At 42.0% G+C, this 25,037-nt stretch carries 22 protein-coding genes; 16 read left to right on the forward strand and 6 right to left on the reverse strand.

The genetic code is table 11. From position 1 onward, the window contains the following. Positions 1 to 218: 218 nt before the first annotated feature. Positions 219 to 1,373: an ABC transporter permease DevC gene (gene devC, locus ACWATR_RS07465; protein WP_460330999.1), complete on the forward strand. Its 1,155-nt coding sequence runs from the start codon at positions 219 to 221 to the stop codon at positions 1,371 to 1,373. Between the two features lie 129 nt (positions 1,374 to 1,502). After that, positions 1,503 to 2,207, forward strand: coding sequence for a DevA family ABC transporter ATP-binding protein (locus ACWATR_RS07470; RefSeq protein ID WP_460340262.1), 705 nt, complete (start codon positions 1,503 to 1,505; stop codon positions 2,205 to 2,207). Between the two features lie 68 nt (positions 2,208 to 2,275). Here ACWATR_RS07470 and ACWATR_RS07475 read toward each other — a convergent pair whose 3' ends face one another. Beyond that, on the reverse strand, positions 2,276 to 3,094 hold the full coding sequence (locus ACWATR_RS07475; RefSeq protein ID WP_069072890.1) for a hypothetical protein: 819 nt from the start codon (positions 3,092 to 3,094) through the stop codon (positions 2,276 to 2,278). A gap of 105 nt (positions 3,095 to 3,199) precedes the next feature. On the opposite strand from ACWATR_RS07475, the gene ACWATR_RS07480 reads away from it, so the two are divergent. Both ACWATR_RS07480 and ACWATR_RS07485 read left to right on the forward strand, forming a co-directional pair. Further along, positions 3,200 to 3,997, forward strand: a complete 798-nt coding sequence (locus ACWATR_RS07480; protein ID WP_460331001.1) for an HAD family hydrolase — start codon at positions 3,200 to 3,202, stop codon at positions 3,995 to 3,997. A 50-nt stretch (positions 3,998 to 4,047) separates the two neighbouring features. After that, positions 4,048 to 4,788, forward strand: coding sequence for a Uma2 family endonuclease (locus ACWATR_RS07485; protein ID WP_460331003.1), 741 nt, complete (start codon positions 4,048 to 4,050; stop codon positions 4,786 to 4,788). An 86-nt stretch (positions 4,789 to 4,874) separates the two neighbouring features. Here ACWATR_RS07485 and ACWATR_RS07490 read toward each other — a convergent pair whose 3' ends face one another. Both ACWATR_RS07490 and ACWATR_RS07495 read right to left on the reverse strand, forming a co-directional pair. Continuing rightward, complete coding sequence (locus ACWATR_RS07490) at positions 4,875 to 5,585, reverse strand: DUF4336 domain-containing protein (protein WP_460331005.1); 711 nt, start codon at positions 5,583 to 5,585, stop codon at positions 4,875 to 4,877. A 30-nt stretch (positions 5,586 to 5,615) separates the two neighbouring features. Further along, positions 5,616 to 6,122, reverse strand: coding sequence for an MAPEG family protein (locus tag ACWATR_RS07495; protein WP_460331008.1), 507 nt, complete (start codon positions 6,120 to 6,122; stop codon positions 5,616 to 5,618). A 151-nt stretch (positions 6,123 to 6,273) separates the two neighbouring features. Here ACWATR_RS07495 and ACWATR_RS07500 point away from each other — a divergent pair, with 151 nt between their 5' ends. From ACWATR_RS07500 to recG, 6 genes are all read left to right on the forward strand, one after another. Beyond that, entirely contained in the window at positions 6,274 to 7,188 is a 915-nt protein-coding gene (locus tag ACWATR_RS07500) for a helix-turn-helix domain-containing protein (protein ID WP_460331010.1), read from the forward strand. Between the two features lie 464 nt (positions 7,189 to 7,652). Next, positions 7,653 to 7,820, forward strand: coding sequence for a hypothetical protein (locus ACWATR_RS07505; RefSeq protein WP_460331012.1), 168 nt, complete (start codon positions 7,653 to 7,655; stop codon positions 7,818 to 7,820). 213 nt (positions 7,821 to 8,033) lie between these two features. Then, entirely contained in the window at positions 8,034 to 8,828 is a 795-nt protein-coding gene (gene rpsB, locus ACWATR_RS07510) for a 30S ribosomal protein S2 (RefSeq protein WP_460340265.1), read from the forward strand. Positions 8,829 to 9,059: 231 nt separating this feature from the next. Further along, positions 9,060 to 10,004, forward strand: coding sequence for a translation elongation factor Ts (gene tsf, locus ACWATR_RS07515; RefSeq protein ID WP_181930944.1), 945 nt, complete (start codon positions 9,060 to 9,062; stop codon positions 10,002 to 10,004). A gap of 212 nt (positions 10,005 to 10,216) precedes the next feature. Next, positions 10,217 to 11,014 (forward strand): hypothetical protein, encoded by a 798-nt coding sequence (locus tag ACWATR_RS07520; protein WP_460331014.1) that lies wholly within the window; start codon positions 10,217 to 10,219, stop codon positions 11,012 to 11,014. A 115-nt stretch (positions 11,015 to 11,129) separates the two neighbouring features. Continuing rightward, on the forward strand, positions 11,130 to 13,625 hold the full coding sequence (gene recG, locus ACWATR_RS07525) for an ATP-dependent DNA helicase RecG (protein WP_460340268.1): 2,496 nt from the start codon (positions 11,130 to 11,132) through the stop codon (positions 13,623 to 13,625). Between the two features lie 52 nt (positions 13,626 to 13,677). Here recG and ACWATR_RS07530 read toward each other — a convergent pair whose 3' ends face one another. Beyond that, positions 13,678 to 14,631 carry a glycosyltransferase family 2 protein gene (locus tag ACWATR_RS07530; RefSeq protein WP_460331017.1) on the reverse strand — a complete coding sequence of 318 codons (954 nt, stop codon included), beginning with the start codon at positions 14,629 to 14,631 and terminating at the stop codon, positions 13,678 to 13,680. A gap of 865 nt (positions 14,632 to 15,496) precedes the next feature. Here ACWATR_RS07530 and ACWATR_RS07535 point away from each other — a divergent pair. Continuing rightward, on the forward strand, positions 15,497 to 17,659 hold the full coding sequence (locus tag ACWATR_RS07535) for a PhoX family protein (protein WP_460331020.1): 2,163 nt from the start codon (positions 15,497 to 15,499) through the stop codon (positions 17,657 to 17,659). 408 nt (positions 17,660 to 18,067) lie between these two features. On the opposite strand, the gene ACWATR_RS07540 is transcribed toward ACWATR_RS07535, so the two are convergent. Together ACWATR_RS07540 and ACWATR_RS07545 are read right to left on the reverse strand one after the other, a co-directional pair. Continuing rightward, the gene (locus tag ACWATR_RS07540) at positions 18,068 to 18,616 is read right to left on the reverse strand and encodes a PEP-CTERM sorting domain-containing protein (protein ID WP_460331022.1); all 549 of its coding nucleotides are present in this window, start codon (positions 18,614 to 18,616) and stop codon (positions 18,068 to 18,070) included. Positions 18,617 to 18,717: 101 nt separating this feature from the next. After that, complete coding sequence (locus ACWATR_RS07545; RefSeq protein WP_460331025.1) at positions 18,718 to 18,864, reverse strand: hypothetical protein; 147 nt, start codon at positions 18,862 to 18,864, stop codon at positions 18,718 to 18,720. Between the two features lie 598 nt (positions 18,865 to 19,462). Between ACWATR_RS07545 and ACWATR_RS07550 the strand changes: the two genes are divergently transcribed. From ACWATR_RS07550 to ACWATR_RS07570, 5 genes are all read left to right on the forward strand, one after another. Continuing rightward, positions 19,463 to 20,437, forward strand: a complete 975-nt coding sequence (locus tag ACWATR_RS07550; RefSeq protein WP_460331027.1) for a cation diffusion facilitator family transporter — start codon at positions 19,463 to 19,465, stop codon at positions 20,435 to 20,437. 127 nt (positions 20,438 to 20,564) lie between these two features. Then, complete coding sequence (locus ACWATR_RS07555; protein WP_460331029.1) at positions 20,565 to 20,804, forward strand: hypothetical protein; 240 nt, start codon at positions 20,565 to 20,567, stop codon at positions 20,802 to 20,804. A gap of 39 nt (positions 20,805 to 20,843) precedes the next feature. Then, positions 20,844 to 22,847 carry an alkaline phosphatase gene (locus ACWATR_RS07560; protein WP_460331031.1) on the forward strand — a complete coding sequence of 668 codons (2,004 nt, stop codon included), beginning with the start codon at positions 20,844 to 20,846 and terminating at the stop codon, positions 22,845 to 22,847. Positions 22,848 to 22,953: 106 nt separating this feature from the next. Beyond that, a complete protein-coding gene (locus ACWATR_RS07565) occupies positions 22,954 to 23,469 on the forward strand; it encodes a PEP-CTERM sorting domain-containing protein (RefSeq protein ID WP_460331033.1) in 516 nt (171 codons plus the stop codon). A 309-nt stretch (positions 23,470 to 23,778) separates the two neighbouring features. Beyond that, a complete protein-coding gene (locus ACWATR_RS07570) occupies positions 23,779 to 24,981 on the forward strand; it encodes an argininosuccinate synthase (RefSeq protein WP_460331035.1) in 1,203 nt (400 codons plus the stop codon). Positions 24,982 to 25,037: the final 56 nt, after the last annotated feature.

Consider the following 25,037-nt stretch of genomic DNA (forward strand, 5'->3'; position numbering starts at 1 on the left):
ACACCAATTATTGATTTGATACTTTGGATGATAAATATTCTTCAACAGGCTGTTTAATTAAGTTTAAGCATTCTATAACTTCGATGCTAGCCTTGCCAGAATTGAGTGGAAAACTCAACTTTTAACTAATATCTGGAGTTGAAATCAATAGCACAAATTAACTGCGAATTACGAATTACGAATTACGAATTACTTAACTGTGCTTGGATGCCTATAAAATGAATCAAAAAATACCTCTGTCGTGGCTACAACTGACAAGGGAAAAAACTCGCCTAGCGGTGGCTTTAGCAGGAATTTCTTTTGCTGATATTTTAATGTTTATGCAACTCGGCTTCCGAGATGCTCTGTATTATAGTAACGTTAGATTTCATAACAGCTTGCAGGGCGATATTGTTTTAATTAACAGTCAATCTAGCGCTGTCTTGGCGATGAGAAGCTTTTCTCAACGACGGTTATATAAAGCTTTAGAGTTACCCGCAGTCCAATCAGTACATCCGATATATTTGGATTTTACAATCTGGAAAAATCCTGTAACAGGCCGTCCTCGGAGTATCCTGATATTTGGCATGAATCCAGAAACTAATCTAGTTAACTTACCTGGAGTTCAGGAAAATTTAGATAAACTTAAACTACCTGATGTAGTTCTATTTGACCGTTCTTCTAGGGTGGAGTATGGCCCAATTGCTGCTAATTATGACCAAGGAAAGACTGTAACATCAGAAGTGCGAAGGCGGCGAATTAAAGTAGAAGGATTATTTACATTAGGTGCATCCTTTGGTGCAGATGGTAATTTAATTACAAGTGATATTAACTTTCTGCGAATATTCAATAATCGTCAACAAGGATTGATTGATATTGGTTTAATTAGATTAAAACCGGGAGCGAATGCTACAGTTGTTGCCCAAGAATTACGAAAGTATTTACCTAACGAGGTCAATGTTCTAACTAAGCAAGAATTTATTGATTTTGAGCGGAATTACTGGGCAAATAGTACAGCTATTGGATTTATTTTCACATTAGGAACTGTCATGGGTTTCATTGTGGGGACTGTGATTGTTTATCAAATTCTTTATACAGAAGTTGCAGATCACTTATCTGAATACGCTACTCTCAAGGCAATAGGCTATACACAAAACTATTTATTAACAGTCATTCTTCAGGAAGCTTTGTTATTAGCAGCTTTAGGATATATACCTGGAATAATATTTACTTTGTTTATGTATGATAGTGCCAGAAAAGCAACACTTTTACCAGTTTTTATGAGTTTTGATCGAGCGGTAATGGTGTTAATTCTAACGATGCTAATGTGTATCATTTCCGGTGCGATCGCAGTCCGAAAATTACGCTCTGCCGATCCAGCAGATATCTTTTAATTAATTCAAACTTAATTAGTAAATATTGTTGATAACCATATCTTATGATTTGCAATTTCTCAAATTTAATTTTTGGCATTAACTACAGTTAAGTCTTGAAAAATCTAACTTAAAACTAACAAAAATATGATGGAAAAAGAACCTGTAATCGCCATTAAAAATCTAAACCACTACTATGGAAAAGGCGCACTGAGAAAACAGATATTATTTGACATTAACCTAGAAATTTATCCAGGTGAGATTGTGATTATGACCGGGCCATCAGGTTCAGGTAAAACCACATTACTCAGCTTAATTGGTGGTTTACGGTCTGTACAAGAGGGAAGCTTAAAATTTTTAGGTGAAGAACTCGTTGGCGTCAGTCAAAACAAATTGGTGCAGATGCGACGCAACATTGGTTATATTTTCCAAGCCCACAATTTGCTAGGTTTCTTAACTGCGAAGCAAAATGTGCAAATGGCAGTAGAGTTGAATGATAATATTTCTCAAACAGAAGCAATGGCTAAATCAAAAGCCATGCTGGGTTCTGTTGGTCTAGAAGAACGAGTTGATTACTACCCAGACAATCTTTCTGGTGGACAAAAACAAAGAATTGCGATCGCTCGCGCTCTAGTAAATCGTCCCCCACTAGTGCTAGCAGACGAACCAACAGCCGCATTAGATAAACAATCAGGACGCGATGTTGTGGAAATAATGCAGAGTCTAGCTAAAAATCAGGGAACTACTATCTTATTGGTGACACATGACAACCGCATTTTAGACATAGCCGATCGCATCGTAGAAATGGAAGATGGTCTTTTAACCCGTAATTCCCCAAATACAGTTATTCAGTAATGATTTTAGTCATTTGTCCTTTGTGAATGACCAATGACAAACGACAAATGACCAATGACAGCCATAATTTATAATCTAGCCGAACCTGATTTTTTCATTCCAGGTGACTTTGGCGGAGTTGGGGTATTTGGTTGGCGACTAGTACGGAAAGTTACATTCACGCCTTCATTCGATTGCTCCAGCACCAATAGAGGCGTAGGTTTGGCTTTTTGATCCCAATGCATAGTAGCAATCCGACCTTGAATTATTGGTTGCCAACTATCTTCATCTTCTATGGGGCTTAGGTAAGTTTCTATACAATCAATAATTTGACTAATAGTCGCAGAAGTTGCTTGTGTCGGTAACTTCATTAACCGGATTTGAATCCGAAACAGCACTCGCTTGGCAGAGTTCCCTGGACTACCAGTTTCATACTCTACATCAAAAGTTTCATCTACTTGCCGTCCAGCGCTATTAGCAATTCCAACCGATCCTTGTTGGGCTTGATTTGGACGCAGGGCTTGAGAAATTTTTTCTTTGATCTGAATCTTTATTTGATTAAGAATTGCAAAATGAAACACCTCCTCTGACATCCGCATTCGCAGATAATCCAGGTTAAAGTCCCGTGAATTGACCAAATCGGGATTAGTTTCCATTTTGCGAATTGTTTCCAGCGCCAGCTTAAACTTTTTCTCTAATTCTCGCGCCCGGAATTGTTCAAACTTAATTTTTTTCTCCAGCTTATCCATCTGGAGTTTACTATACACAATCAAAGCAATCACCGCTAAAGCCAGTCCTCCAGAAGTTACCAACAATAATGGTGGCATTTGAGGATTACTTGCTGGCACTTCCTGGGATGCTTTTTTAGGCTTTCCTGGGGTTTGGGCAAGAAACATCGAAGTGGGCATGGTTGGAAAACTGAAAAACTTGACTCCTGATGTTTAGGATGCCCAAATCTTCAAGGTCATCTTGCTGTATCATTAATATTTTTAACAGCTTTTTACAAACTGCCTATGTCCAGACACCAGAGCGTCCCTGCCCTGTCTGAAGTTTCATCTACAAGCTTTCTTCATATTCGTCTGATAGCCACAGATATGGATGGCACTCTAACCAGACGAGGAAAATTTACTCCTGCACTGTTACAAGCTTTAGAGGATTTAGCAGCAGTTGACATTAAGGTGCTGATTGTCACAGGACGTTCTGCTGGCTGGGTGAGTGGATTGAGTAGTTTGATGCCAGTAGCAGGTGCGATCGCAGAAAATGGCGGTTTGTACTTTCCACCTGGAAACCATAAACCAGTAGTTTTAACACCCATTCCCGATTTAGCTAAACATCGCCAGCAGTTAGCTACAACTTTTGAGAATTTACAAACTAAATTTCCCCAAATCCAAGAATCTGCTGATAATCGCTTTCGCATCACCGACTGGACTTTTGATGTAGCTGGTTTGCTTCAAGATGAACTACAAACCCTAGATAGTCTTTGTCAAGAAATGGGTTGGGGATTTACCTATAGCAACGTGCAGTGTCACATTAAACCCCAAAGACAAGATAAAGCTGTGGGATTGTTACAAGTATTGCGCGAATATTTGCCCCAGTACTCATCAGAAGAAATTGTCACTGTGGGTGATAGTCCCAATGATGAAAGTTTATTTGATCAGCGTTATTTTCCTGTTTCTGTAGGCGTGGCAAACGTGCTGGAATATATGAATCAGTTGAAATATCAGCCTGCTTATATTACTAACGCTGCTGAAGGCGAAGGATTTTGTGAGTTATCTAGTTATATTTTAAAAAGCTTGTACATCCCAAGTTAGGAAGAACTAGAGTTGTTTTACAATAATTTTGTAGCGCTGATTTTACCACCATGACGGCTACTTTACCTGTTAGTGTCGAATCAGAAATCTTCTATCCCAGTGCTGATGGTCAACCAGTGGCAGAAACCTACGACCACCTTTATGCCTTGCTAACTACCTTAGAAGTCCTGAAACAGTATTTGGCAAATCGTCAGGCAACAGTATTAGGAAATCAATTTCTTTACTATGCACAAGGCTTTCCCAAGTTGCGGGTAGCCCCAGATGTGATGGTGATTTTTGATGTTACACCCGGCGGTCGGGACAACTATAAAATCTGGGAAGAGGGTCAAGTACCCACAGTTATTTTTGAGATGACATCCTTTGGGACTAAGGGACAAGACGAAATCTTCAAAAAGACCCTCTATGAGCAGCTAGGTGTCAAGGAATACTGGCTATTTGACCCTAAAGGCGAGTGGGTGGAACAACAGTTACGTGGCTATCGCCTGCGGGGAGAAATCTACGAACCTATAGAGGATGGACGCAGTGAACCGTTACAACTACGCTTGGTGGTTGAGGGAAGGCTAATTGGGTTTTACCGAGAGGATACAGGGGAAAAATTACTGATACCCGATGAACTGGTAGAGGCTTTAAGGCAAGAAATTTTAGCAAGACAGCAAGTAGAAGAACTAGTAGAACAAGAACGCCAACGAGCTGAACAAGAACGCCAACGAGCTGAACAGGCAGAGTTGCAGATAGAACAGTTAAAGGCAAGGTTGCGATCGCTCAATGTAGACCCCGATACTATTCAGTAACGGGTGCGGCTTTTTTGAAAAGACTAATTTTATTTTGGTGTAAAGTTCAAAAACAGAATTATATATTTTCTGTGAGTAAAGGATCACTACAAAGGAGTTTCTAAAAACCACTCATAACCTGCTTTCAACTGAGATTTACCATCTTGTTCAATTATGCTGCCATGCGCCATGATGACTCGTTCAAAATCCCAAGTGAGAAGCTGTTGAATTGACGATTTGACTTTGACTTTATCCTGAGTTGCAAATTTCTCCAATAACGATGGACGAAGTTGGTTGTAACCACCTAGAAGTTTGGCTACTAACTTTGTGCTTGGCGAACATTGATCATCAAAATGGAACACTGTATCAGTGACAATCAAAGTTCGGCTTTTGACATGAAAAAAGACGCATTCATTGAGTGGTGAAAATCCACTAGTATCCAGTGTGTTGAATCCTTGTACTAATAAATATTCAACCCCATCAATCAGGTGAATAGTGCGATCGCTAATAATCTGGTCGATTTGCAAATCTGGTCGTTTACGCTCTAGACCAGATACTGCCCATAGTTTGGCACGAGGATAGCATAGCTTGAAGTCAGCAACAAATAGATGATGATACAAGTTGGGGGCGACAATGTAAATAACTTCTCCCAATTGATTTAGCTCATTGATAGTTGCGTCATCTATGCCAATAGGTGAGATCACCATTAATTTGCCACTGGTTAGACGAATCACAGTCATCCTCGTCCCTACTTCCAAGCCAAAATATTTTAGGGGTTGTTCAGCAACCCAAAGGTCAGTATCAATTGCTTTGAGCATTATAATTTTTGAGTTAGAACCGTTGCTGGACTATAAAAATTGCTGCACGCTGTAGTAAAGACAAGCCAGACTGCCGACGATATAGACTAGCCAAGTTCCGAAAAAACCGATCGCCCTGCCCGGTGATGGCCCATAAGTTTGTATTAATCCCCAGGCATGGGCAATCCGAGCTACTGTCAGTAGAGTACCTAGCATCCACAACAGTCCGTTAAGAGCTTGCATCCACTCTAGGGCAATTAGGAACATGAGGCTAAGGGGTACGTATTCTGTAAAGTTCCCATGCGCTCGGATAGTACGCTGTAACACCCCATCTTCCATGTTTTTCGTGACAATAGATTGTTGTGTTATTTTTTCCACAAACTCTGCCCAAGCATTCGGATGATCTAAGTAATTGGGCTGTGAGGCGACCTCAGATAGAGATGCACCATGCCAAATCCGAGTACGGGTACGTTCTATTGCTACTCGATAAGACAAGCCCAGAGCAAGTAGCCCATGACAGCCGATAAAGAAGGTTGAAATAGGAATCAGAACAGGCATTGACAATCACTCGAATCAAAATCCTAACTTTGAAAATACTTGCCTGCAATTGTTACTGTCTTTTCAATTCTTGCGGAATATCGAAATCTACTTTTTGAGACAATCGGGTTGAAGTATTTAAATTGCTGTTAATACTTAATTGCCTCTGCCCATGAATCTGTTAAAAGAGTTTTTATTCAATCCCCCAGAATGTAAAATTCCTCTTGATCAGCCCCCACTAGAAGCTCTACCGCAGTGGGGACACTGGCTAGAAACACCAGAGTTGATGGTAGCAATCATTTCGCCAGGACATTTAGAAGTCAATATTCGCTCACCACTTAACCTGGTGGTAACAAGTTTTGGGGAAACTCGTGGGATTGCTGCCTTCAATGCTGATCGACTGCAACCTTACCAAGCGCTACCAGGAGGTTTTGATATTGTGCCTCAAGGCAGTACTTATAGTTCGGTGGAAGATGCTTCTTGTTTTGTGGTGTTTGGATATTCCCAATCTTTTCTAGAGCGGATAGTCAAAGTGGAAGCAGAGGGACAGAAAATTGAATTACAGCCAGGGCAAATTCCCAAAACTCATTGGGGCTTGAGTGCTGCGATCGCTATGCAAGAATTTTTTGATAATGGACAAATTGGTGGTGCATTTTACTTAGAATCAGTTGCAACGGCGGTGTTAGCACAGATTATTCACCGACGTTCAAATCTATCTGGACGGCTCAAACGTCCACCAGAGTTTTTAGACCCAAATTTGTTAAAGTCTGCCTTGGAATACATCAGAGCGCATCTATCCGAGGAACTTAACCTGAACCAGATTGCTGCTACGGTAGCATTCAGTCCCTACCATTTCGCACGAGCATTTAAAGTCACAACTGGACTATCGCCTTATCAATATGTCCTCCGGTGTCGGCTGGAACTGGCCCAAAAACTCTTACAAAACCAAAAGCGATCGCTAGCACAGGTAGCCGCAGAAGCGGGATTTGGCAACCAAAGTCACATGACATCTGTGTTTCAACGAATGCTACACACAACTCCCAAGCGTTATCAGCAAGAAATGAGTAGTATTTTAGACCATACATAAAACTTTATGTGTAGTTTTCTGCAAGACGGTCTGAAAAACTTTATCCTCTCTGGGTTTGAAAACTTGCTATATCTGAATTTTTCACAACAGAAAATCAAGCCTTTCCAGATCATCTTGCAGGTTTTTGGTTATATCTCAACCCAATGCCAAGTAAACAATTTGTTACCTGCATCTTTGCTATATTTATTACCTGAGAGAGAATACAATAGATGAATCTCTAGGGCGTTTCAATCTAGTAAGTCTCAACAATACTGATTTAATTGATCAGACTGTTTTATACAGTCATTTGTAAGCAAAACTGAATCAAAGAATAAATAAACCGCCAACCTTTTAAGCACCCAAAGACGCTAAGAGACTAATAGATACTTGAAAGACAGGTTGGTATTTTATTTCTAACTTCCACTAGAAAGTCCAAGACCGATGTAGAGTCAAGAATTTACCTTCAAATACTGAGGTATCAAATTATGCAAGAAATTGAAAGATTTTTTGGCAACTTGTTCAGTGGTATAGTCAACCGCTTTAAGTATTCTGCGATGGACGCTGCTGATCGCAAAATGAGAGAAACTATCGACGAGCAGGTAGAACAACGGCGGCACAAACCCAAACCCAAAGATCAAGAAGATCGCCAGTAGATAGGTATTTTGGGTTTAATGCAACATAGCGCTTCCCAATTGTTGAGTGGGTAGCGCTATTTTTTTGCCCTCACTCGGTCAAGCAACTACAACTCTTCGGAATATGCTAACCTAGTATGGTTAACTAATCTCGCACATCTGAGAATTCGGGTGTTTCCCAGTTGGGAAATGCACTTGGATGGAGGTTTAACCCGAATCGGAGTTGAAAAATATATGCCAGTAGTTTCATTGGCTCAAATGATGGAGTCAGGGGTTCACTTTGGGCATCAGACCCGGCGTTGGAACCCAAAAATGTCTCCTTACATTTATACTTCCCGCAATGGCGTGCATATTATCGACTTGGTGCAAACTGCCCAGTTGATGGATAATGCTTACAACTACATGCGATCGCACGCAGAACAAGGGAAGAAGTTTCTTTTCGTTGGCACTAAACGCCAAGCAGCTGGAATTATTGCCCAAGAAGCCAGCCGTTGTGGTTCCCACTACATTAACCAACGCTGGTTGGGTGGAATGTTGACCAACTGGGCAACCATCAAAACACGCGTAGATCGTCTGAAAGATTTAGAACGCCGTGAGGAAACTGGCGCACTAGATTTATTACCCAAAAAAGAAGCATCAATGCTACGTCGGGAAATGACGAAGCTTCAGAAATACTTGGGCGGCATTAAAACAATGCGGAAAGTACCCGATATCGTGGTGATTGTAGACCAACGGCGGGAATATAACGCAGTTCAAGAATGCCAAAAGCTGAATATTCCCATTGTGTCCATGTTGGATACAAACTGTGACCCAGATGTAGTAGATATCCCCATCCCGGCAAACGACGATGCTATCAGGTCAATCAAGCTGATAGTTGGAAAATTGGCAGATGCCATTTATGAAGGTCGTCACGGTCAGCTGGATGCTGAAGAGGATTACGAAGATTACGACGGTGGTGAGTATGACGATGACTACGAAGAAGGCGAATATACTGACGCTGTAATTCCCGACGAGGAAACAGAGGAATAGTCCTGAGTGAAGAGTGCTGAGTGCTGAGTAAGATAGAAAGACTCAGCAAATTAGATAGTGCTGAGTCTTGATTTTTGAAGTTGTGATTTGTCAATGAAGAATAAAATTGATAACTGAACACTCAAAACTCAGCACGGGCTAAACGCCCCGCTTACGCTAACAAAACTCAGTACTCAGTACTAAATTAGGTGAGTGATTACAACTCGAGGTCAAGTTAGGAATTGAGGCAACATGGCGGAAATATCTGCAAAACTCGTCCAAGAGCTACGCCAAAAAACTGGTGCTGGCATGATGGACTGCAAAAAGGCGCTGAAAGAGACTGATGGCAACATAGAAGAAGCCATAGACTGGTTACGGAAAAAGGGCATCGCTTCGGCGGGGAAGAAAAGCGATCGCATTGCGGCAGAAGGTCTAATAGACACTTACATTCAGCCCGGAGGTCGAGTGGGTGTATTAATAGAAGTGAACTGCCAAACTGACTTTGTTGCTCGTAATGAGGCTTTTAAAGCTTTAGTTAAGAACCTAGCAAAGCAAGCAGCGACCGCTGATAGTGTCGAGTCTTTGTTGGCTCAACATTATATTGAAAATGAAAGCGTGACTGTAGAAGAATTTATCAAGCAAACCATTGCCACCCTTGGTGAAAATATCCAAGTGCGTCGCTTTGTCAACTTTCCCTTAGCAGAGGGCACGCAAGGTGTAGTAGACAGCTACATTCACACTGGCGGTCGAGTTGGTGTGTTGGTAGAACTCGGTTCCCAAACGGAGTCCGTGGCCTCTAATTCAGAGTTCCAAGCCTTGGCACGAAACGCTGCAATGCAAGTTGCGGCTTGCCCAAATGTCGAGTATGTTAGCGTAGACCAAATCCCTACCGAAATTGCTCAAAAAGAAAAAGACATTGAAATGGGCAAGGATGATTTGGCGAACAAGCCAGATAATATCAAAGAAAAGATTGTTCAGGGACGGATTGAAAAACGCCTGAAAGAATTGGCTTTGCTCGATCAACCTTACATTCGCGACCAGAGTATTTCTGTGGAAGACTTGGTAAAGCAAGTGAAGGCGCAGGTAGGCGAAGAAATTCAAGTGACCCGCTTTGTCCGCTATATACTGGGCGAAGGCATTGAAAAGCAAGAAATGAGCTTTGCTGATGAAGTCGCTGCACAAATTGGCAGCAAGTAATATTAGTCATTAGTCATTAGTCTTTACCAAGGACTAATGACTAATGACTCTTTAAAATACAGGTCAAGCAAATAGGCTGACCTGTATTTTATTTAGTAAAGACGCGAAATATCGCATTTAATTTAAAATCTAAAATTCTCTGGAAAGTTATCCTAAAATAAATTTGTACATTTGTACTATGTAATGGTTCAGATGGGCAAGAACGAAAAGATATGGCAAGAGCAATCGAGCGAATTGAACGGGATATTGCAGCACTGAAAGAAGCGATTCGGGCGATCGCAGTAGAACTACAAACCGCCTATGCTAGTTATCTAGCCACCTTGGGACTAGCTCTACGAAAACAGTTGATTCTCGCGAGTTACCACCTCTGTACCCAAGGGTATCCCGAAAACTTTTTGCATTTGTCATTGAATCAGCGGCAACAATTGCAACAAGCCGTCCGCAGCTTGGGTCAACTGGCAGCTGAACAATTGCTCACTTATATTAAAAATGAAGAAGCATTGGGAGATGAGGGAGATGAGGAACTAAATTCCTCCTTGTCCCCCTTGTCTCCAGATACCTCGAATCCTATAGAACTGGCAAAATGGCAACAGAACTTAGAAGAGGTTACGCAAGAAATACTGAAAAAAATTTCCCATGATGCTAATCTTTTATTACAAAGAGCCGGAGTATTACCCAAAAAATTACCAGAACCGATTTTAGCAGCAGCAGCCGCTGCATCAGAAGCATCAGCGGAGGTAATGCCAGGGCCACCCAACTTATTAAACTTAGTAATTGAAATTGAAAATGAGCAGCAGTCAGAAGATTCTGGTCTGACACAAATTATGGCTATTAACCTGCGGTTAGGGGAAATTGAATTTGCTGATGTGACACTATCCTCTGAGCGCAGGCAAATCCGCAGTATTTTAGTTCAGCTAAACAAGCTCGGACGAGAGTATCAAAAGAAACATAGAGAAATGGCGATCGCTGAAGCGGAAGCTGCATGGCGTGCTAGTTGGTTTGAGGATTAGTCATTAGTCATTTGTCATTTGTCATTAGTCATTTGTCATTTGTGAATAACTAATGCCCCATGCCCCATGCCCAATGCCCCATGCCCAATGCCCAATGCCCATCCCTAATAATCCAATGACTAATGAAAAACCAGATTGGATACGATTGCAGAAAGCCTTGGCAATAGAGGCTGAACGGGGCTTTACAGACTTGATGGGCAGAGAATACCGTTTCAGTGAATTTCTAAGCCTGACTTTGGGCAAATTCCCAACAGGCTTACCACAAACTGAACGCCGCCGTTGGCAAGGGCTAGCGGTGCAATTTGCTAGTTATCCACATCTAGCACTGGAAGAAAGGCAGCATTTAGTAGCAGAGACTCGTAGGTATCTTTCCCAACTACAGCAAGAGGAGCAGGGGGAGCAGGGGAAGCAGGGGAGCAGGGGAGCAGGGGAGCAAGGGAAAACTTATCAAGCTAAAATTCAAAATCCAAAATCTCCAATTTTTACTGAGGTGAGTCGGAGACTTGCACCGAAAATTGAGCAAAAACTCAGTGATTTACCAGAAATAGGCTTCAAAAAAGCTGATAATTTGGCACGGCTCGGTTTACACACCGTCCGTGACTTGCTTTTCTACTATCCTCGTGACCACATTGATTACGCGCGTCAAGTGAATATCCGCGAGTTACAGGCGGGTGAGACGGTGACAATAGTCGCTACAGTTAAACGTTGCAACTGCTTTACTAGCCCTAAAAATCAGAAATTATCAATTTTAGAACTCGTAGTCAAAGATAACAGTGGTCAAATCAAAATTGGTCGTTTTTACGCAGGTACGCGCTTTAGCAGTCGCGCTTGGCAAGAAAGTTTAAAACGCCGTTATCCAGTAGGTAGTATTTTGGCAGCCTGTGGGTTGGTGAAAGAAAGTAAATACGGCTTGACACTGGATAATCCAGAATTAGAGGTTTTGGCAAATCCAGGAGATTCGATTGAGTCGCTGAATATTGGGCGGGTGGTGCCAATTTATGGACTGACTGAGGGCGTAGTGGCGAATACAGTCAGGCAGGCGGTAATTGCTGCTTTACCTGCTGCGGCTAACCTGAAAGACCCTTTGCCAAGTGGTTTGCGGCAGAAGTATGGTTTGATGGAATTGAAAGATGCGATCGCTAACATCCATTTTCCCAGCGATAGCGCCGCCTTACAAGTTGCCCGTCGTCGCCTGGTTTTTGATGAATTTTTCTACCTGCAACTTGGGTTACTGCAACGTCAGCAGCAAGCAAGAGCGATTCAAACTAGCGCCATCCTGGTTCCACGCGGTCAACTTGTAGAGAAATTCCACGAAATACTGCCTTTTCAACTCACTGGCGCACAGCAACGAGTTCTCAACGACATTCTCAATGATTTACAAAAATCTGTACCAATGAATCGTTTGGTGCAAGGCGATGTCGGTTCTGGTAAAACAGTCGTCGCCGTCTTAGCTATCCTCGCAGCAATTCAATCTGGCTACCAAGCGGCGCTGATGGCTCCCACAGAAGTTTTGGCAGAACAACATTATCGCAAGTTAGTTGGTTGGTTTAATCTACTGCATTTACCAGTGGAATTACTTACAGGTTCCACCAAAACTGCTAAACGAAGACAAATACATTCTCAGTTAAGCACTGGTGAATTACCTCTATTAGTAGGAACCCATGCCTTGATTCAAGACCCTGTAAACTTCCAGCAATTGGGGTTAGTAGTGATTGATGAGCAGCATCGCTTTGGGGTAGAACAACGGGCACGTTTGCAGCAAAAAGGCGAACAACCCCATGTGTTAACTATGACAGCAACCCCGATTCCCCGAACCTTAGCACTGACGATACACGGGGATTTGGATGTGAGCCAAATTGATGAGTTACCACCGGGACGGCAAAAGATTCAGACAACAGTATTGTCAGGTCAGCAACGCAACCATGCTTATGATCTCATCCGCCGAGAAATTGTTCAAGGCAGACAAGTTTATGTGGTTTTGCCGTTGGTGGAGGAATCAGAAAAACTGGATTTGCGATCGGCAACTGATGAGCATCAAAAGCTACAAGAAAGCGTTTTTCCCGATTTTCAAGTGGGGCTGCTGCACGGTCGCATGAGTTCAGCCGATAAGGATGAAGCGATAACCAAATTCCGCGATAATCAAACGCAGATATTAGTTTCTACTACTGTTGTTGAGGTTGGCGTAGACGTACCTAATGCTACAGTAATGCTCATTGAAAATGCAGAGCGATTTGGCTTATCACAACTGCACCAACTGCGGGGGCGTGTTGGTCGTGGTGCGGCTCAATCTTACTGTCTGTTAATGAGCAGTTCCAGAAGTCCTGATGCTCAACAACGATTGAAGGTATTGGAACAATCTCAGGATGGCTTTTTCATTTCTGAGATGGATATGCGTTTTCGTGGGCCAGGGCAAGTACTGGGAACTCGTCAATCTGGAGTGCCAGATTTTACCTTAGCAAGCTTGGTTGAGGATGAGGAAGTTTTACTTTTAGCGCGGCAAGCAGCGGAAAAAATAATCGAGATGGATGCAACTTTAGAGCGCTGGTATTTGATGAAAGAAGAGTTAAAGTATCGGTATGAGCGGTTGATGGGTGGTGCGATTTTAACATAGTATATTTAAGCTTGCGATGTCTACGACGGGCTACGCCTACGTAACTTTTTAATCACGATGCTTGCTGCATTTGGTCATAGGCCTCATAAACACCCTTCACGTTGTACCAGTTGAGGAAAATTCGAGCAATTTCTAAAGCTAATTGTGGTTTACCTAAATTAATTAGCCATTGCAAAAATGGCGCCATTGTCCGTTCATTCAGTGCGCCATTAAGTGACAAAATTCCCCAAAGTAAGCGATGCAGCCAAGTCATTTGAATCATCATTCTTACTTCCCATGTAGGATGCTTTTTATAAAATAAAACTCCCATGCGTCCGCGTTGAATTTCTTGGTCAATCAATCGGGGAATTTGCTCTAAGTTAAATGCTGGATGCCAGTGATATCCTACGGCTTCGGGACATTTAATTAGTGTCAAACCTAGTTTTTTCAGCCGCACACCTAATTCTAAATCTTCCCAGCCATAGAGTTGAAACGTGGTATCAAAAAGTCCGGCTTTCTCTAACCAATACTTAGAGATTGCTACATTTCCCGTAGCAAAAAAAGCTGCTGAAAAATCTGTGACTTTGTAGGGTTCAGCCGTTGGATTGTTGAAGTTACAGGTATTAATAACTGCACCGTAAGTGAAAAAGCGATCGCTTCCTAATTTCTCTTTCCCCTCCACTAGCGCGTTACCATGAGCTTGCAGGAAATTCTTCAGCACCACTAAATCACTATCAATAAAGATAATTGTGTCTCCTAGTGCCTGTTCTACTCCCAAATTCCGAGCCGCAGCTGGCCCAGCATGATCTTGTTGAAACCAGCGCACATGAGGAAACTCCTCTTTGTGTGCTGCCAACCACTCCAATGTGCCATCAGTAGAACCATCATCCACCAAGACAATCTCGTAATCAAGAACCGAACTTGGCTTACTCAAATCCTGCACCTCCAAGGCGCGGAGGCACTTTTCTAAAATCGGTTGGCGATTATAAGTCGGTATCACAACGCTGAAAAACACAGTCTCACCCACAACACTATTTATCCATCTCCAGAATAGGACAGATGGGGCGCTGACACTGTTCCTTGCCTAATTTGAGTTAAGGAAATAGCAAGAGGTTGATAATTTCTAGTTAATCAACATATAACCTCAGCTTAATTATTATGAACTGTGCTAACCAATCAATTAATTATATTTATTCATAAAAACCAAGTAATTCAGAGTTAATTGGTGATTAGTCACTGGATTTTGGTACATATACCGTCCATTATGGGCGGAAAAACTTTGTAATTTCAACCATGTTAAAGAGTGGGTGTGGTAAGTAAGTGGGTAAGAATAAATCAAACTATATTAAGTAATGTAAAATTCAATTTAATTAGCTTTTAGTAAGGGCTTTAGCCCTTAAAAGAGGACTAAAGTCCCCACTACAAACCTTTAATTATTTACGCCCATTTACTTATGTCGGAGGATGTTTGAAACGTTCTTGACCAAAAATTATCGCGTCAAATTTGTTTAACCTGACATCTTGCACTGTTTTTAATAACTCTATTTTTGTAGCGTGACGATTATTCATCACGAAATCATTATTTTTTAGTGAACAATATGTTTTTTATCAAAAAAAATTGTTGATAAATTTAAATTAATCAATATATAACCTGATGTTAATACTTAGTACTTAAGTTAAAGAAAACATGATTATTTTAGTCTGCGTAAGCAGCATCAGCCAGTCTTGATTTGTTATTCACTGCTATTTATTGGCTGTTAAAAATGTGTCAAATCTCAATAAATATCTAAGTAATTGATGTAAGTATGTAGAGTTTTTCTTTACCAAATTACTCATCTTATTGAGAGATGAACTGAATAGCAATCTCGTAAGCCTTAAAACGGAGAACAAAGAATGAAAGGACGCTTTCACCCTAAAAACAATTTGACCCTCAACCCATCCGGTAACGAGTCAATTCGTGATGTGATTGACCGCGTTAGTTTGAGTCGGCGGCGGTTCATCATGACGGCTGTGGGTACATCAGTGCTAACTGTTCTGGGTGATGTTTCCATCGGTGGCTTTCTTCAAAGTGTTGATGCAGCCCCTATTCCCAAGGGAACAGGATTTGCTGGCATAGGCTTCAAGAGCATTCCACCAAATCTACTCAACCCAGCTACAGGATTTCTGGAAAAGGATCTTGTCAGTGTTCCTGAAGGTTACACAGCTAAAGTGCTGATTGCTTGGGGAGATCCGATCGCACCTGGTGGCCCAACTTGGCTACCAGATGCCTCCCAAGATGCTGCTGCTCAAGAAAAGCAGTTTGGTATGCACAATGATGGGATGCACTATTTCCCTTTACAGCCAGGAAATGTTGTTGGTCGGACAGTAAGTTCACAAGCAAGATCATTAAGAGGCTTTTTCAACCAACCCATCAATACTGGTCTGCTGTGCGTCAACCATGAGTACACCCAAGAATCAATTTTGCATCCCGATGGTTTGGATGTAGTCACAATTGCCAAGGTACGGAAGTCTCAGGCTGCTCATGGCGTATCTGTTGTAGAAATTTCCAAAAACGGCAATGAGTGGAGTTTCAATCGCAATTCGTCTTATGGTCGCCGCATTACCGGCAACACCGAGATGCGAGTATCGGGGCCTGCGGCTGGCGATGCATTGTTAAAGTCGAAAAAGTTTAACATTACGCCAACTGGCTCTGTTGATACCGGCACACTCAACGACGGCTACACCGCTTATGGCACACTCAACAACTGCGCCAACGGCTACACTCCTTGGGGCACTTACTTGACCTGTGAGGAGAACTGGAACGGCTACTTTGCTAATCCCACAGGAGATGTAGTTGCAATTCCAGGCATCGAAAAGTCTGATATCCTGGCAGGACAGAATCGCTACGGCGTTTCAACATCATCTAGCTATCGCTGGCCGGAAGTTGATCCACGCTTTGATGCCAGCACCAACCCACTCGAACCCCATTTATTCGGCTGGGTGGTTGAGATTGATCCCTACAATCCGCAAAGCAAACCAGTTAAGCGAACTGCCCTTGGTCGGTTCAAGCACGAGAGCGCTCAGGTTGTTGTTGATGACAATAACCGTGTTGCTTTCTATCAGGGTGATGACGAGCGCAACGAATATATCTACAAGTTCGTTTGTGCCCAACCTTTAAATCCCGGAAATCCTGCTGCTAACCGCGATTTGCTTGACAACGGTGTTCTATACGTTGCTAAATTCAATGACAACGGTACTGGTAAGTGGATTCCTTTGGTCTACGGTCAGAATGGTTTGACACCAGAGAACGGTTTCAGAAGCCAAGCTGAAGTACTCGTTAAGACAAGACAAGCTGGCGATCGAGTCGGCGCAACCATGATGGATCGCCCAGAGTGGGTAGCTGTACGTCCTCGGATTGGTGGATATAAAGAGATTGAAGTCTACTGCACGCTGACTAATAATACTCGTCGTGGAACAACTCCAGTTTCCTCCAACCAGCCAGACGGCACAACAGCAGCAGGCGGCGCGCGTCCTGCCGTAAATGCTTCCAACCCACGTCCTGACAACCGTTACGGTCACATCATCCGTTGGCGTGAAGATGGACGCAGCGTTACGGCTACAACTTTCAAATGGGATATCTTCTTTGAAGCTGGCGACAAAACCAGACCTGAACCAAATCTTCAGGGCAATATTAAAGGTGACGACTTAAGTTCACCAGATGGTCTATGGTTTGACGACTTTGGCCGCCTCTGGGTTCAGACTGACCACGCAGGCGATGGTCGCGGTGACTTGACAAATATTGGTAGCAACACTATGTCATGTGCTGACCCTAATACCAAACAAGTTAGACGCTTTCTAACAAGCCCTACGGATTGTGAAGTAACTGGTATTACTAGTACACCCGATGGCAAAGCGATGTTTATCAACATCCAGCATCCAGGTGATGGTGGGACTACCTCGAATCCCACGCTAGTGAGCAATTGGCCTAACAGTCAAGGTTATGGCCCATCAGGTCGCCCACGTTCTTCAACTGTAGTAATTACTCGTAATGACGGTGGTGTTATTGGTGGTCTATAAAGACGATAGGAAAAGATTCATTTAGCGAAGTATTCTAAATAGTTTTAAATCACCTTAATTCTTGACTCTAAACATGGGCAAGGATTAAGGTGATTTACTTACAGGGAATGTATTCCAAGAGGGCTGCTTTCTCTGGTCAAGCCATTGGAGGCTCGGCCTCCAATGATGATTTCCCAGCCTGGAGGCTTGTTCCAGTCAATATTACTTATAGCTGAATGGCGCTAAGAAAAGCCCAAAAGCTTGTGTCGTCTCGTTCCCAGCCTCAAGGCTGGGAATGCATCTAAAAGAGGCTCTGCCTCTTGTCAAGCTACTAGAGGCAGAGCCTCCCAGAATGGGTTCCCAGCCTAGAGGCTTGTTCCAGTCAGAGCAAGGGCTGTATCTTTTCTTAATGCCATTCACTTATAGTTATTAACCCACAACTTTTGTTGCTCTCTTCTTACGTTGCATCCAGAATCCCATAACAGCAGCAATAGCTGTACCACCAGCAGCTAACGGTTCGGGTACTTTAGCGTAGCTTACAGTACCTACTTGTGTTGTATTTACTGATTGATCAATCAGATAAAAGTTGTTTCCTCCTACATCTGGAGTATTGGGATCACTTCCGATTAGAAACTGGTCTGCAACAAAATAGCTTAATCCTAAAACTTCGCCATTATTAAAGCTGGCTATAGGAAAACTGTCAAAATCAATATCATCTGCCTCTGTATAGTTAGTACCCAAGTAGTTGAATGCAACTGTTAATCCATTCTCAACTCCCAATGTCTCAAGACCTGTATTGGTTAAAGTCGAGTCATCGTATTGAAAAGAGCCGAAATACTGACCGGGATTATCGCCAGATGTGGCATTTACAGTAAAACCGTAATTAACCAAGGCAGCTTGCACTGGTTTAGCACCCATAGCAGCAATAGACATGGCAGCTGCAACGGTCGCAATACCAAGATTTTTAGCTAATTTCATCAGAATATACTCCAGAGTTAAAAAATCAATAGTCCTGTAATTTCACTTACATAAGCTTTTAACCACTGCGTACAGGTTAAGAAATATCAAACAAAAGATTATTATCGTAAAATCTTTAAGATTGTCAGGGATATATAAATTTGCTGTGAAGCGATAATTCCACTTATCCACTCATCGAAAATCGGCGGGAATCCCATCCCTTCATGGGGTGTCCAGGATAGCCGCCCGCCTCCAAAGTCATTAGTCATTAGTCATTAGTCATTGGTGCTAATGACTAATGACCAATGACTCGAAATCCCCCGACTTCAAGCCGGGGGATGAATTAACATAAAAAGGTTTCAAGCTCCTGACTTTAGTTTTTGTCATTCCAACACTTTTGTTTCCGTCAAATTCTCATAGAATCAGATTAAAATGATTCACAAAACTCTATTTGTAGTAAGTAAATATGCAAATCAGCATCTCATAATCTTTAAAACTTTATCCAAATATTGTTGGAAATCAGTGAAAAAGATTCTTATTATCAATATATATTTACGTAACGCATATTTGCGCCTCAGAAAGGCTTTTATTATCTGCATCAGCACAAGTTAAAAGATAATGATTATCATCCTTTATTCGGCTTGATAAGCTTATCACATTACTAATAGGATATTTGCTTCTTCCTCTGCTGGGTACTGCACGGATTATTCTGCTTTAATCTATCAGTTTTAACACAAATATTACCATTTCTTAAATTAAGTAAGATAACTTTTTTATAGGTTCATATTTTTATGTTGTTCACATATTTGTGAATCTAATCGTCATACCAATTGAGCGAATTCTGTACTGTAAAAAGGTTTTTAAGTAATGCTTTCAGTTCAATTGTGTGGATGTGAAGATGATTCAGGAAAAGTATTTAATAATCAGCAAAAATCCAAAGTTTTGTGGATAACAGTAGGTTTACTTGCTGTTTTTTTTATTGCTGAGTGGAGTGTGGGTTTATGGAGTAAAAGTTTATCCTTACAAGCAGATGCAGGACATATCCTATCGGATATTACAGCTTTAGTAATATCGCTACTTGCTAGTTTTTTGGCACAGCAACCAGCTAAGAAAAAAGCAACCTTTGGAAATCAGCGGATTGAAGTTTTAGCAGCTTTGTTGAATGGATTAGGTTTGCTAGCGATCGCGACTTTTATCATACAGGAAGCTATTCAACGCTGGCAACATCCAGCAACCATTTTGGGCTTACCAATGTTAGGGATTGCCGTATTAGGTTTAATCGTCAATTTGCTCAATATTACTTTGCTTCATCCCCACACTCACAACGATTTAAATCTGCGCGGAGCTTTGCTTCATGTAATTGCCGATACTGCTAGCTCTGTGGGTGTAATTATAGCTGCCTTAGCAGTTCATCTTTGGGATTGGTGGTGGGCAGATGTCGCTATTAGTTTAGTCGTTGCAACTTTTACAGGTTTAAGTGCTTTCCCCTTAGTACAAGAAAGTTTAAAAATTTTTTTGGAGTATGCACCAGAATCAATTGACCCTGTTGAGGTGGAAATATCTCTCCAATCTTTTCCTGGGGTTGTGGAAGTAGAAAAACTCCACATCTGGACACTTAGCTTAAATAAGGTAATGCTTTGTGCCAATTTGACAGTTGAATGTACAACTATCCAAGAACGCGATCGCTTACTCAATAAGTTGGAAAATCATATCCGAAAAACTTTTCATATTACTGAGATAACTTTGCAGCTAACTAGCTGTAAAAAGCCTTCAATATTGCCAATTCATCCTTTATTTAATCAAGATTTAGTTTTAATGTTGTCTGTTAACAAAACACATTAGAACCAGGATAATTTTTCTAGATTTCCATACCGTACTTACTTAAAATAACCTTTAAAAATCATGCTTATTGACATTAACTTTAATTGTCAAAGCATAGCGCCAGTTTAATTTACTAGGAGGTTTTCTGATGATGACTTTCATTCATCAATCCCCAATCATTTCATTACTTAAACAGTACAAGCGCACCTTGGCTTGGTTCTTGTCTGGTCTGGTTTTGGCAGTTTTATTGTTTTTAGGAACATCAAATCAACAACCAGCAACCGCCTCTCATCCAAGTTATGCCGCAGCACCTAATCAGGTAGATGTGACTGCAACATACTCAGACTTTGGTGCTAGTCATCTAGAACCAAATTTTTATCAGTATTAACGGCTAACACTTGCTCAATTAACTTTAAGGCACACTACAATGATTTCATTTTTGCAAAAGTACAAGCGATGCCTGCGGCGGGCTACGCCTACGCTAGCCTTGACTATGACTGGCTTGCTTTGTACTGTTCTGCTGGTATTTGGTAATTCTGTTTTTCAGCCCACCCTGGCTGCTGGTAATGGAGTTAACGTAATTATCATGATTGGTGATGGCATGGGTTGGGAAATGGCACGAGCCGCAGCCGTCGCCAAAGGTGCGCCTTTTTACACTAGTGGTAAAGGTTCAGGTCTTAGCTTCCAAAAGCTAACTGGATATGGGCTGGTAACAACTTACGGCACAACGATTCAGGGAAATACACCAGCCAATCCAACAGATCAGCCTCATCTAACAGGTAACTCTGCTCTAGATAACTCTAATCCACTCACAGGTGCAAGTCCTGTTCGTCCCAACTTCTCATTCCAGCCGACTCCTTTTAACCCTGGCAATAGATCTGATGGTAATAGCTTAGAAAACGGTAATCTCGCGGGTTATGACATCAGTAAAGGTGGCCCTCTTCCTTGGGTTCCTCTGACCCCTGCTAATCCTGGTACTTATGACAAAGATTACATTAAGTACAGTTATCCTGACTCTGCTAACACCGCTACAACTCTTTATACGGGAGTAAAGAGCTTCAACAACGCGATGGGGGTAGACATTTACGAAAAGAGATTAAAAACCATCCTGGAAATTGCTAAAGAAAATAGTAAGTCTACAGGCTTGGTAACTTCCGTACCTATTAGCCACGCAACGCCTGGTGCTGCTGCTTCTTTCGTAAATCGTCGTAGCAAATACGATAGTGTTTACGACCCTAGCAAGAGTAACCAAGACAGCATTTTGCAACAGACATTGCTGAACTTTCAGCCTAATGTTTTGTTAGGTGGCGGTCATCCTAAAGACCTTGAGAATAGAGATATTGCAAGTACAGCTGATGGCGTCTTGAAATATACGTACATAACAGAAGACACTTATCAGCATTTGAAGAATAACCCTACGTCAAATCGTTACGGTTATACCTTTTTGGAACGTGGCCCAAATGCAACTGAGACACTGCTAAACACGGCTGCAAAAATCGATCCAAATAAGGGAGAGAAATTATTTGGTCTGTATGGTGCTCGTGGACAAGACGGCAACCTTCCTGCTAGTTCTTCTAAGGGAGATTACAGCTTAACAGGCCTGGGCACCTTCACTCTCTATAGCTCTGTTGTCAGAGGCGGTGGAACCCCCGATACCTGTCCATCCGGTAAAATAATTACTGGTACTGCTGGGGATTGTGTTCCTGTCATCGATGCAGCGGGTAATCCCATCGCTCCTAATGCTCCTACGCCCGATACAGTTCGTCCTCTAGCTCCTGGTGAAACCGATGCTAGCTTTGTCGCTAAAGAAATTAACGAAAATCCAACTTTGGCTGATCTGACCAAAGCAGCTTTAACCGTTTTAGGTAAAGACAAAGACGGCTTCTGGTTGATGGTTGAGGGAGGTGATGTAGACTGGGCTGCTCATGACAACAACATGGATAACCTAATTGGTACCATGAATGATTTTGATAAGGCAGTTCAGCAAGTCATTACTTGGGTAGAAAATCATGGTGGTTGGAGTAAGAATCTACTACTGGTTACTGCTGACCATGACCACTATCTAACTTTGAATAATGACTTTGCCTCTAAATTGACTCCTAATCCTGACCCAAATCAGGCTAGAGGCTTGAAGTATAACGCCAAAGACATCACATTCGTGAAGCACAATCCTACTGATGCTGGTCACTTCTGGGGGTCTGATCCAAATTACAAATACCTCTGGGGTAGCCATAGCCGTCGGGTTGTACCTGTTTACTATCAGGGCGCTTACGCATCAACTCTGACGCGATCGCTAGGACAAGGCTTCCAGATTACAGACAGCTCTGGTACTTACACTGTACCTGGTGTTCGGGGTGTAGTTGACCAAAGTCATATCTTCCAGGCTATGAAAACTGCGATCGCCAGTGAATTAAATACACCGTTTCACTAAACAACTAACTGAAAAGCTTTGTATTGCAGAGATGTAGTAACACACATCTCTGTTTCACAAAACTATTGCAGTATTTTTGCTCCAGTTCTTTGATCAAGGAAAAAAAATGACTGACTCCATCTTCAAAAAGTTAGCAGTTGCAACAGTAGGAACTGCTTTGATTTTTTCGTTAGGCGAGGCTATCCCCGCCCAAGCAGCAGCCCTAACTTATAATTTTTCTAATGGCGATAAAACTCTCATAGGCAGTTTTTCGTTTGACCAAGCAGCAGCAGCAGACGATCAAGAAGTAACGATCGCCGAAGGTTTAAAGATTTCTGCTACCTTTGGTGGACAGTTATACACCGAAGCCGATGATCCTTTAGCCTCAGTTTTCACCGATTTTTCGGGAACAATTTTGAACGAAGCGGGGTTAGGGTTGTATTTTACACCTGGCACTTTTAACGTCTTCCGCGAAAGTTTTATCAATTTGAATGATTCCACTGACGCAGGTGTTCAGACCGTTACTTACAAAAGTACAAGCGTTCCAGAACCAAGTTTGATGCTTGGATTGTCTGTGTTCGGGTTGGGTTTATTCTTGGGTAAAAAGACAGTATCTTCTAAACCATCAAGCACAAAAGCTTAAACCAGATTATCAAGAATCAACTTCTGTTAGGTGATTGATTTGCATCTATCTAAAACAGGGTGGATAATCCCACCCTGTAGATTTTGAATATTTATTTAGTCTAGTGAAAACTGATACAAAGCCAGATAAAAAAAAGTTTTATCTAGAAACGATCGCAATCTTATTTAATTTATGAAAATAGCAAGGCTCACATTCCCGACTTTTCTAAGAAGTCGGGATTTTTATGATTCAGTTGCATGAATAAAATATACATGGATTAGTTTAGATATAATAATGACTCATTCTTTGTTGTCCTAAGTGGAGAAATTAATGGGTCGCGCCAAAAAGGTTGTCCTGGCATATTCTGGTGGAGTGGATACTTCTGTTTGCATCCCTTACCTCAAACAGGAGTGGGGTGTGGAAGAGGTGATTACCCTAGCAGCAGATTTAGGTCAGGGAGATGAATTAGAGCCAGTTCGAGAAAAAGCTCTGAAATCGGGTGCAAGTGAATCACTTGTGGCGGATGTCAAAGACAGCTTCGTTAAAGATTACGCCTTTGGAGCGATTCAAGCCAATGCCCTCTATGAAAATCGTTATCCTCTCGGAACCGCTCTTGCCCGTCCACTGATTGCTAAGATATTAGTAGAAACGGCTGAAAAATATGGTGCTGATGCGATCGCTCACGGTTGCACCGGTAAAGGTAACGATCAGGTTCGTTTTGATGTCTCTGTAACCGCGCTCAACCCCAACATAAAGATCCTCGCACCAGCTAGAGAATGGGGAATGAGCCGTGAGGAAACGATCGCTTATGGTGAGAAGTTTGGTATACCTTCACCAGTCAAAAAATCTTCTCCTTATAGTATTGATAAAAATTTGCTCGGTCGTAGCATTGAAGCGGGTAGTCTCGAAGATCCCTCATTTGAGCCACCAGAAGAAATTTATGAAATGACCAAAGCGATCGCTGATACTCCCAACCAGCCAGAGTACATCGAAATCGGTTTCCAGCGTGGTATTCCCACAACCATCAACGGTATAGCTAAAAAGCCAGTTGAACTAATTGAAGAACTCAATCAGGTGGTAGGAAATCACGGTATCGGCCGGATTGATATGATTGAAAACCGTCTGGTAGGTATTAAATCGCGGGAAATCTACGAATCTCCCGCGATGTTGGTGCTAATTCAGGCACATAGGGATTTAGAAAGCTTGACTTTGACGGCAGATGTCACCCATTACAAGCGTGGGATTGAAGAAACTTACAGCCAAATCGTTTATAACGGTTTGTGGTACAGTCCGTTAAAAGTTGCACTAGATGCCTTTATTCAAAAGACACAAGAGCGAGTCTCTGGAACTGTGCGAATGAAGTTGTTCAAGGGCAACTCTACAATAGTTGGGCGTTCGAGCGATAATTCCCTCTATACTCCCGATTTGGCAACTTACGGAGCCGAAGACCGATTTGACCACAAAGCCGCTGAAGGCTTTATCTATGTTTGGGGACTACCAACTCGCATTTGGTCACAGCAAGTTAGAGGTTAGGAAGATAAGGGGGATGAGAAGACAAGGAAAAATTTTCTCCCTCATCTCCCCACTCC

The organism is Nostoc sp. UIC 10890 (assembly GCF_054786515.1).

Bases quoted from the DNA above. Each gene is read 5' to 3' on its own strand.
- devC (WP_460330999.1), top strand. From the start codon at position 219: ATGAATCAAAAAATACCTCTGTCGTGGCTACAACTGACAAGGGAAAAA.
- ACWATR_RS07470 (WP_460340262.1), top strand. From the start codon at position 1,503: ATGGAAAAAGAACCTGTAATCGCCATTAAAAATCTAAACCACTACTAT.
- ACWATR_RS07475 (WP_069072890.1), bottom strand. From the start codon at position 3,094: ATGCCCACTTCGATGTTTCTTGCCCAAACCCCAGGAAAGCCTAAAAAA.
- ACWATR_RS07480 (WP_460331001.1), top strand. From the start codon at position 3,200: ATGTCCAGACACCAGAGCGTCCCTGCCCTGTCTGAAGTTTCATCTACA.
- ACWATR_RS07485 (WP_460331003.1), top strand. From the start codon at position 4,048: ATGACGGCTACTTTACCTGTTAGTGTCGAATCAGAAATCTTCTATCCC.
- ACWATR_RS07490 (WP_460331005.1), bottom strand. From the start codon at position 5,585: ATGCTCAAAGCAATTGATACTGACCTTTGGGTTGCTGAACAACCCCTA.
- ACWATR_RS07495 (WP_460331008.1), bottom strand. From the start codon at position 6,122: ATGCCTGTTCTGATTCCTATTTCAACCTTCTTTATCGGCTGTCATGGG.
- ACWATR_RS07500 (WP_460331010.1), top strand. From the start codon at position 6,274: ATGAATCTGTTAAAAGAGTTTTTATTCAATCCCCCAGAATGTAAAATT.
- ACWATR_RS07505 (WP_460331012.1), top strand. From the start codon at position 7,653: ATGCAAGAAATTGAAAGATTTTTTGGCAACTTGTTCAGTGGTATAGTC.
- rpsB (WP_460340265.1), top strand. From the start codon at position 8,034: ATGCCAGTAGTTTCATTGGCTCAAATGATGGAGTCAGGGGTTCACTTT.
- tsf (WP_181930944.1), top strand. From the start codon at position 9,060: ATGGCGGAAATATCTGCAAAACTCGTCCAAGAGCTACGCCAAAAAACT.
- ACWATR_RS07520 (WP_460331014.1), top strand. From the start codon at position 10,217: ATGGCAAGAGCAATCGAGCGAATTGAACGGGATATTGCAGCACTGAAA.
- recG (WP_460340268.1), top strand. From the start codon at position 11,130: ATGACTAATGAAAAACCAGATTGGATACGATTGCAGAAAGCCTTGGCA.
- ACWATR_RS07535 (WP_460331020.1), top strand. From the start codon at position 15,497: ATGAAAGGACGCTTTCACCCTAAAAACAATTTGACCCTCAACCCATCC.
- ACWATR_RS07540 (WP_460331022.1), bottom strand. From the start codon at position 18,616: ATGAAATTAGCTAAAAATCTTGGTATTGCGACCGTTGCAGCTGCCATG.
- ACWATR_RS07545 (WP_460331025.1), bottom strand. From the start codon at position 18,864: ATGACTAATGACTTTGGAGGCGGGCGGCTATCCTGGACACCCCATGAA.
- ACWATR_RS07550 (WP_460331027.1), top strand. From the start codon at position 19,463: ATGCTTTCAGTTCAATTGTGTGGATGTGAAGATGATTCAGGAAAAGTA.
- ACWATR_RS07555 (WP_460331029.1), top strand. From the start codon at position 20,565: ATGATGACTTTCATTCATCAATCCCCAATCATTTCATTACTTAAACAG.
- ACWATR_RS07560 (WP_460331031.1), top strand. From the start codon at position 20,844: ATGATTTCATTTTTGCAAAAGTACAAGCGATGCCTGCGGCGGGCTACG.
- ACWATR_RS07565 (WP_460331033.1), top strand. From the start codon at position 22,954: ATGACTGACTCCATCTTCAAAAAGTTAGCAGTTGCAACAGTAGGAACT.
- ACWATR_RS07570 (WP_460331035.1), top strand. From the start codon at position 23,779: ATGGGTCGCGCCAAAAAGGTTGTCCTGGCATATTCTGGTGGAGTGGAT.